We start from the raw sequence: 7,546 nt of genomic DNA, 5'->3' as shown, positions 1-7,546 counted from the left end.
GAAAAACGATCGTATGTGGAGACAGCCACACTTCGACGCATGGTGCTTTTGGAGCGCTTGCCTTTGGTATCGGTACAAGTGAAGTCGAACATGTTCTCGCTACTCAGTCTCTATGGCAGGCCAAGCCGAAAACTCTTCAAGTTCACATTGAAGGCAAGCTTGGCACAGGAGTCACCGCAAAGGATTTGATTCTTGCCATCATCGGAAAATATGGTGTGCGCTTTGGTACAGGACACGTCATTGAATATACCGGTGAAGCGATCCGCAATCTTTCTATGGAAGAAAGAATGACGGTTTGTAACATGTCTATCGAAGCAGGGGCCAGGGCTGGATTGATCAGTCCAGACCAGACAACCGTTGACTATTTGAAAGGGAAACGCTACGTCCCTGAAGGAGAAGCTTTCGACGCCATTGCTGAACAGTGGCTTTCCTTAGCATCTGATGAAGGAGCCACATACGATCAAACGGTCGAGATGCATGCCAATGAAATCGAACCTCAAGTGACTTGGGGAACGAATCCATCGCAATGTGTCCCGGTGGGCGGAAGTGTTCCTGACCCTGAAGCGCTTGGGGATGACGAAGATAAGGACGGAGTGGAACGTGCCATCGACTATATGGGATTAGAGGCAAATCAGTCGATTCAATCCATCCCGATCGAACACGTCTTTATCGGCTCCTGTACGAACTCCAGACTGAGCGACTTGAGACGAGCGGCTGAAATCGTTCGTGGCGGCCGTGTCCATGAAAATGTGAAGGCGCTTGTCGTTCCTGGTTCCAAGTCCGTCAAAGAAGCCGCTGAAGCGGAAGGTCTGGATACGATTTTCCTTACCGCTGGATTTGAGTGGCGTGATGCTGGCTGCAGCATGTGTTTAGCGATGAATGACGATATCGTGCCGCCAGGTGAGCGTTGTGCTTCCACATCAAACCGGAACTTTGAGGGGCGTCAAGGAAATGGAGCGAGAACCCATCTTGTCAGTCCTGAAATGGCAGCAGCCGCTGCGCTCGAAGGAAGATTCGTTGACGTCAGAAAATACGCCAGTGCTGTAGGAGGGTGATGACATGGAGCCAATAAAAAAGCATACCGGACTCGTCTATCCACTGAATAGATCAAATGTGGATACCGACCAAATTATTCCGAAGCAATTTCTGAAACGTATCGAACGACAGGGATTCGGACAATTCCTGTTTTACAATTGGCGTTTCCATGACGATGGGACGCCAAGGGAAGACTTCTCACTGAACAATCCGATGTACGACGGAGCCTCCATTTTAGTTGGTGGAGAGAACTTCGGATGCGGGTCTTCTCGTGAACATGCTCCATGGGCGATTCAGGACTACGGCTTCAAAGTCGTAATTGCCCCTAGTTTTGCAGATATCTTTTACAACAACTGCTTCAAGAACGGGATCCTTCCGATCCAACTGCCAAAAGCCGTAACGGAAAAATGGATTCAACAAGCAAGCGATCAACCATACGAACTTAGCGTCGACCTGGAACAGCAGACCGTTTCAGACGGGAAAGAGGAAGTTTCTTTTGACATCCAGTCTTATCACAAAGAAATGTTGTTGAACGGCTGGGATGAAATTGCTGTGACGTTAACGTATGAAGATCAAATCGATCAATTCGAAAAATCAAAATCAAAGGGAGTGAAGACGTTGGGGATTTCTTAACGCTAGCAAAAGTAATGGATGCACATGAAAAATTACAAGAGGTGGTTCACCGGACGCCTTTAGAAACATCGGCGACCATCAATGCACAAACGGGCCAAGACGTATACTTGAAAATGGAAAACCAGCAGAAAACAGGAGCATTCAAAGTAAGGGGTGCTTCTTACAAAGTAGAAAGCTTGACTGAGGAAGAGGCGCGTCGCGGAGTAATCGCTGCATCGGCCGGCAATCACGCCCAGGGTGTGGCACTCGCAGCGACCAAGCGTGGCATTAAAGCCACCATCTTCATGCCGGAAGCTACGCCTCGTGCGAAAGTAGAAGCTACCGAGGGTTACGGAGCCAAAGTCGTATTGACAGGTGAATCCTTTCAGGAAGCCTATCAAGCAGCGATGAAGGAACAGGAACGAGTAGGGGCCACGTTCCTTCACCCGTTCGACGACTATGACGTCATGGCTGGACAAGGAACGATTGCTGTAGAAATGCTGCAACAGCAGCCTGACCTGGACACACTATTCGTTCCGATCGGCGGAGGAGGGCTCATCAGCGGAGTTGCTTTTGCAGCTAAACAGCTGAAGCCGGATATCCAAGTGATCGGAGTCCAGTCTGCCAAAGCTCCGTCCACCTACAATGCCCTTTATAAAAAAGGACCTGAGAAGCTGACTTCCGTTGCCACGATTGCTGATGGAATCGCTGTGAAGGAAAAAGGAAAACTCACCTTTTCTTGCATCCAAAAGTATGTGGATCAAGTCATCACAGTGGATGAGCAAGAAATTGCAAAAGCAATGCTGATGTTGTTAGAAAGAGAGAAGACACTCGTCGAAGGCGCAGGCGCCACCGCGTTAGCCGGTCTCCTGAGCGGGCAAGCTTCCTCTGAAAGCAAGCGTTGCGGCGTGATTTTAAGTGGAGGGAACATGGATCTTTCCAAACTTCCCTTGATCCGCAAGCTAGCCGACTCGAAAAAAATGGTGATCGCGTAAAAGGAAAACTGCCGTGCCTAAAGGGTGCGGCAGTTTTTTGTGTAAAAAGACAGAGAAGAGGGAACTGGTGCATAACAAAACTTAGAATAGAGGTCATCACCTGTGTTCTGTCGAATCAGTTAAGTAATAAGTCATGTAAAGGAGACTTTCCTATGTCGGATCAACCTAAAAAATTTACGATGACAAGAACGTTTCATGCGCCGAGAGACATTTTATATGAAGCCTGGACAGAGTCGGAACACTTGCGACACTGGTGGGCACCCAGAGAGGGAGCTGTCGAAGTTAAAGAGGAGGACCTATCCAAAGAGGAAAGTGAAAGCGAATTTCGTTACAGACAAACGGATAATAAAGGCCGTTCTGTGTGGGGGAAATTTAACTACCGGGAACTTGAGGGACCAGAAAAGCTGACGTACGTAAACTCCTATTTGGACGAACAGGGTCAGTTAACTCGAGCACCGTTTCATGACCATTGGCCGATGGAAGTTGTGAACACGGTAACTTTCACTGAAAAAGAAGGAGTAACTACCCTTCACTTTGAAGGGAAGCCGATGTATGTCACAGAGGAAGAGAGGAATACATTTGAACAGTCCCTTGATCATATGAGGCAAGGGTTTAATGGGGCTTTTGATCAGTTAGAAGATTACATTGAATCTATAACAAGAAAAGAGTGAAGGTAAGCACCATCCCAAGGGGTGGTGTTTTTTACTGATAATGGACCGAACTACTCGTCATAATTATAGATTCTATTCATTCTTGTTATTTTGCCAGTGGCATTTAGTTTTGACCTAAGTCCATTACTGCTCGGTATCGTTACGATCATTTATAGAGGTTGTTTCTTCTATTACCTTAGTAGTTGTCGAATTACTTGACATAGCCTTTATTCCTGGTATCACGTTACATTCCAGAGATGATAAATCCAAACTTGTTTTATTTAGTGAAAATGTCTGAATTCATACTTCAGCCATTTATTAAAAGATGAATGTTGAACTTGCTAACCTTGTAGAAAAAAGTACAGAATTAGGATACTTCACTAATCGACATCACAAACAAGATCATATGATAGTAGAGAGTAGAAATGTTTTCAAAAGGAGGTGGTATGATGTCTTGTAATAATTGTTGTCCTGATGAGGGGAACGGTATGGCAGGGATCCCCATCTTAACTGATAAATTTTGTGGTTATTTCGAAGTCATATGTAACAATCAAGCTAATGATGACCGTTTTGTATGGCAATCAATTCAACAGTTAGTGACTTTTCCAGTCGCCGGCACAGTGACCATTTCTTATGAAGGTGGATGTGCGAATAATTTAACTGTAAATTTACGACTTGGCGGTAAAGCCGGAATAATAGTCGGTGTGTTGACAATACCTGACCAGCCTGGAAGTAACCCTAATTCTCAATCTATTACCGTTCAGCAATTCGATACTCTGGAAATTATATGTGCGGGTACAGGAGCAAATACCTGTATCGGAGAGTATTGTTTGAATATCCATTATCCATCCCCTTTCAATACGTAAGAAAATGCAATAAAGCCCCTGTATAGGGGCTTTATTGATCTGTCTCTTAACTTTAAGCTAAGACACGTTTGTATAATGTGATGCAGAACTTGCCGCTTGTGCCCGCAGGGGCAGTGATTGTAAATGCAGTTGGATTCAAAGCTGATACAGACATTGAAAATCCAGGTGGAATAGGGCCTACAGTACCAGTCGGAGTAATTGTACCCGTTACGTCAGCTGTACTGCTGGCAGAGTTAAATATTTCAAAGGTACCTTCGAAATAGTCTCCTACTGGTGCCTGCCAAACAATCTGCTCTTGTCCATCAATACCACCATTAAAGTTACCGCAAAGTTGTTCTTGAAAAATTTGACCTGATGGACAGCAAGCATCATTAAATCCTTTAGATCCACACATTCATTCCATCTCCTTTATAGGAAAAATTAACGCTTTTAAACGCTTACTTTATTAGATGATATAGTCTTGCGTTTTGAAACGGACAAGTGTGGAAATTCTAAAAAACTAGACGATCTTTTAACAAAATCTTTCATAATGAAGTGAGATACAGTAGGTTCCAGTGCATTTTTCTGCCCCATCCCCTTCACAAATGATTTCTAAATTACTGATTGAATCAAGTGTTGCAGATTTTGTCTGTCCATTTTCAGTAATTATAAAGAGATTAATATCAGCTATACCATCCCCATCCAAGTCTGCATTCACAATCATAGTACAGTCACTTTTATTCACTACGGAGACGGTGCCAGAGGGGAGATTTTCTATACTGATGGACCTCCAGTATTCGACTGGTTCGCCATTACAAGACTGGCTGATGTTCCCGCAAATCTCATCAGATATTGGTCTTTTCAATTTTTTGGGAGGACGGGGAGGCTTAGGAGGCCTTGGGAATATATCAGGACAACCAGGAGGAGTAGTTAAATCGGGGCAGTATTTTTCATATTCATTGCTCATACTCTTTCTCCTTTCTCGTAAAATTTTCATCTCATTCATCATATGAAACTACCAGTGAAATCGTAGCGGCACTTAAGTAGGTGTTTAACCAATTTTAGGATTATCAGTGTTAAATTCGTAACACTCAGAGGAAGGGATTACTTTTAAGCTATAGTGTAGTTTGTGTGTTCATTGGGATATAAAAAAAGAACCTCCTATTATGGAAGTTCTCATGATCATCTTCTTTTCATTATCTGCTATAAGTCGTATTCTGTATAAATCCGATCGATTCTAAGGCCATTTGCAAGCTTCTGAATGTAGCTATATCTTTGAAATTTATCCCGAGCGACACCACGGTTTGAGTGAGCTCCGCACGCATCCCTGTCAAGATCGGCTGCACCCCTAGCAGTTGCAAAGCATTGAAGATAGAATTTAAGTTATGAGCAACCATTGTATCAATAATGGCGATGCCTGAAAGGTCGATAATTAAATGGCTTAATTGATGCCGTTTGCTTTCCTCCAAGGTTTTTTCAAGGATGTATTGAGATCGCTCCTCGTTCATTTGACCAATGATTGGCAAAACGGCAATACCATTCGTAATAGGTACGATCGGCATGAGCAGTTCTTGAATGTTGGCATAGGCTTTAGTCATTTCTTCCTGATGCTCTTCAATGTAAACGTGACTATAGCAATAGATACACCGGTCAATTAGAGGATCAATGATGGAAATAGCATCGATCACTCCTTCAACAGCGAGGGAGGATTTTTCAGCTTCTTGTTTTATAATGGTTAATATTGCTTTCCTGAAGAAGCGTAATCCATCCAGCGACTCTTCAAGCGGGATCCCTTCCCTAACAGCAATCTCTCCGGCTTTCCTACTCCATTCAGTAATCAAGTCGAAATAGAGTTGTTCTTCACCATAAACAGCCTCTCCCAAATATTTCACGAATGTACTACCAAACTCTTCAGCTTCCTGTTCAGTAAGAGACCTTAATTTTCGGGATTTAATTTTCTCAACGATTTCGGGGTTGTCTTCCATTCTATATTCCAATGCCAGGGCAGAGATTTTAATACGGTTCTCTACAATTTTTTCACCAATTACATTCATTTGCACACTCATGTGGCTTCCTCCTATGTATGAACTCTCATTAATTATTAAAGGTCATTGTTCATTCAATCGAACCTGTTTGTTTGAATTGGTGCTGGGAAAAGTGAATTTCTTTATTTATATAACGTATCATTCTACAAAAAAGACCTAATGACCTTATGTAAAGTTGTATATCCTTAACAATAAAACCATAAACTTAATTATTTTTCAATAATAATTGTTAAAATTCCATTTGAATTCAAGGAAGTAAAAGGAATAAAATAATTTCTTTCTATCTAATAAGTAACATCCAAGATCTTTTTGTAGTTGTAGAAAATAGGAAACTATGAAATGCTAAATAGTGGAAAAAGTAGAAGGAGGAGCGTTCATGCAAACAAAGGATAAGGAAAGATTTATTGTAAAAGCAAAAGAAGGGTTCACTCCCGAAATTGGTCGCTTATTATCAATGATGGAGTACACAAGAATGACTACAATAGAGGCCGTCAAAGGCTTATCAACAGAGCAGCTTGATTACCGCATAGACGGAAAAGGAAATTCTATCGGTTGTCTCTTGCACCATATGGCTTGCGTAGAGGAGGTCTATCAGATTATCACCTTTGAAGGTCGCGACCCTAATGAAGAAGAGTTACAAAAAATTGAACTTGGGCTAACGCTCGGAGAGGAAGCGCACGAGGTAATGCATAGCAAACGGCTTGATTTCTATCTCGAACAACTGGATCAAGTCCGTCAAAATACATGGAAGCGGTTTAAAGGAATGGATGACAACTGGCTAGATGAAATCTCTCCGTTTGGAACGGACCATCAGGCGAATAACTACTTCCGGTGGTTTCATGTATTTGAAGATGAGTTGAGTCATCGAGGTCAGATCAGGCTAATCCGCAACCATCAGCAAAGAAATTGTTAAAGGACGATCTAACTAACGACCCTGTGAAACTTCTCTGATAATGATTCGTAATACATAGTATCCGAGAAGAGAAGGGAATCCATATTATGTTTGCGTCATACAGTCACTTAACAGTAAAACCAGAATCCATAATGAAAAGCGAGAGCAGGCAGTATTCCATCCGTGCAGGCGAGAAAATGGTGGCAATCGCAGAGGAAGCCCTAAGCTCTACTTGGGACTGGAAGAATAAACTGCTTAATGCTACGAGGTTTTACCAGGCAGCCAGTAAAAAAATCCATATCCTTAACCCAAAAGGAGAACTAGTTGCTTATCTAGAAAAACCGCGGGGATTCAATAAAGAGATGTATATTAAAGCTAGGGATGGAGGGCATATTTCTGAACTTTGGCCTACGTTGAAAGTCCGCACCCAAACTATTGATGCGTACCTTCCTGATGGTAATATTTTTTGTAA

General features: G+C 42.8%; 10 protein-coding genes. 7 read left to right on the top strand and 3 right to left on the bottom strand.

All coding sequences use genetic code 11. The features are described 5' to 3' along the window. From leuC to LD39_RS01755, 5 genes are all read left to right on the top strand, one after another. Positions 1–1,055 (top strand): 3-isopropylmalate dehydratase large subunit (gene leuC, locus LD39_RS01775; RefSeq protein ID WP_035542252.1); only part of this gene is annotated, 1,055 nt, incomplete at its 5' end. A gap of 4 nt (positions 1,056–1,059) precedes the next feature. Continuing rightward, complete coding sequence (gene leuD / locus LD39_RS01770; RefSeq protein WP_035542249.1) at positions 1,060–1,668, top strand: 3-isopropylmalate dehydratase small subunit; 609 nt, start codon at positions 1,060–1,062, stop codon at positions 1,666–1,668. A gap of 14 nt (positions 1,669–1,682) precedes the next feature. After that, entirely contained in the window at positions 1,683–2,642 is a 960-nt protein-coding gene (ilvA, locus tag LD39_RS01765) for a threonine ammonia-lyase (RefSeq protein WP_035542247.1), read from the top strand. A 152-nt stretch (positions 2,643–2,794) separates the two neighbouring features. Continuing rightward, positions 2,795–3,313: an SRPBCC domain-containing protein gene (locus LD39_RS01760; RefSeq protein WP_035542244.1), complete on the top strand. Its 519-nt coding sequence runs from the start codon at positions 2,795–2,797 to the stop codon at positions 3,311–3,313. Positions 3,314–3,717: 404 nt separating this feature from the next. Further along, the gene (locus LD39_RS01755; protein ID WP_081988220.1) at positions 3,718–4,158 is read left to right on the top strand and encodes an S-Ena type endospore appendage; all 441 of its coding nucleotides are present in this window, start codon (positions 3,718–3,720) and stop codon (positions 4,156–4,158) included. A 52-nt stretch (positions 4,159–4,210) separates the two neighbouring features. Here the strand turns inward: LD39_RS01755 and LD39_RS01750 are convergent, their stop codons facing one another. The 3 genes from LD39_RS01750 to LD39_RS01740 form a co-directional block, all read right to left on the bottom strand. After that, positions 4,211–4,552 carry an S-Ena type endospore appendage gene (locus tag LD39_RS01750; protein WP_035542239.1) on the bottom strand — a complete coding sequence of 114 codons (342 nt, stop codon included), beginning with the start codon at positions 4,550–4,552 and terminating at the stop codon, positions 4,211–4,213. Positions 4,553–4,669: 117 nt separating this feature from the next. Further along, the gene (locus LD39_RS01745) at positions 4,670–5,104 is read right to left on the bottom strand and encodes a DUF3992 domain-containing protein (protein WP_035542238.1); all 435 of its coding nucleotides are present in this window, start codon (positions 5,102–5,104) and stop codon (positions 4,670–4,672) included. 229 nt (positions 5,105–5,333) lie between these two features. Continuing rightward, complete coding sequence (locus LD39_RS01740; protein WP_035542236.1) at positions 5,334–6,203, bottom strand: STAS domain-containing protein; 870 nt, start codon at positions 6,201–6,203, stop codon at positions 5,334–5,336. Positions 6,204–6,558: 355 nt separating this feature from the next. Between LD39_RS01740 and LD39_RS01735 the strand changes: the two genes are divergently transcribed. Further along, positions 6,559–7,095 (top strand): DinB family protein, encoded by a 537-nt coding sequence (locus LD39_RS01735; protein WP_035542235.1) that lies wholly within the window; start codon positions 6,559–6,561, stop codon positions 7,093–7,095. An 86-nt stretch (positions 7,096–7,181) separates the two neighbouring features. Then, positions 7,182–7,546: hypothetical protein (locus LD39_RS01730; RefSeq protein ID WP_035542233.1), on the top strand; the 365-nt coding region annotated here is incomplete at its 3' end.

Source organism: Halobacillus sp. BBL2006, assembly GCF_000786645.1.
Classification (GTDB): Bacteria; Bacillota; Bacilli; order Bacillales; family Halobacillaceae; genus Halobacillus.
The sequence above is the reverse complement of the archived record's forward strand: the minus strand, read 5'-3'. Positions and strand labels throughout refer to the sequence as shown.

What these genes read in the sequence shown, in the direction of transcription:
- leuD (WP_035542249.1), top strand. Translation starts at nt 1,060, where the DNA reads ATGGAGCCAATAAAAAAGCATACCGGACTCGTCTATCCACTGAATAGA.
- ilvA (WP_035542247.1), top strand. Translation starts at nt 1,683, where the DNA reads ATGGATGCACATGAAAAATTACAAGAGGTGGTTCACCGGACGCCTTTA.
- LD39_RS01760 (WP_035542244.1), top strand. Translation starts at nt 2,795, where the DNA reads ATGTCGGATCAACCTAAAAAATTTACGATGACAAGAACGTTTCATGCG.
- LD39_RS01755 (WP_081988220.1), top strand. Translation starts at nt 3,718, where the DNA reads ATGTTTTCAAAAGGAGGTGGTATGATGTCTTGTAATAATTGTTGTCCT.
- LD39_RS01750 (WP_035542239.1), bottom strand. Translation starts at nt 4,552, where the DNA reads ATGTGTGGATCTAAAGGATTTAATGATGCTTGCTGTCCATCAGGTCAA.
- LD39_RS01745 (WP_035542238.1), bottom strand. Translation starts at nt 5,104, where the DNA reads ATGAGCAATGAATATGAAAAATACTGCCCCGATTTAACTACTCCTCCT.
- LD39_RS01740 (WP_035542236.1), bottom strand. Translation starts at nt 6,203, where the DNA reads ATGAGTGTGCAAATGAATGTAATTGGTGAAAAAATTGTAGAGAACCGT.
- LD39_RS01735 (WP_035542235.1), top strand. Translation starts at nt 6,559, where the DNA reads ATGCAAACAAAGGATAAGGAAAGATTTATTGTAAAAGCAAAAGAAGGG.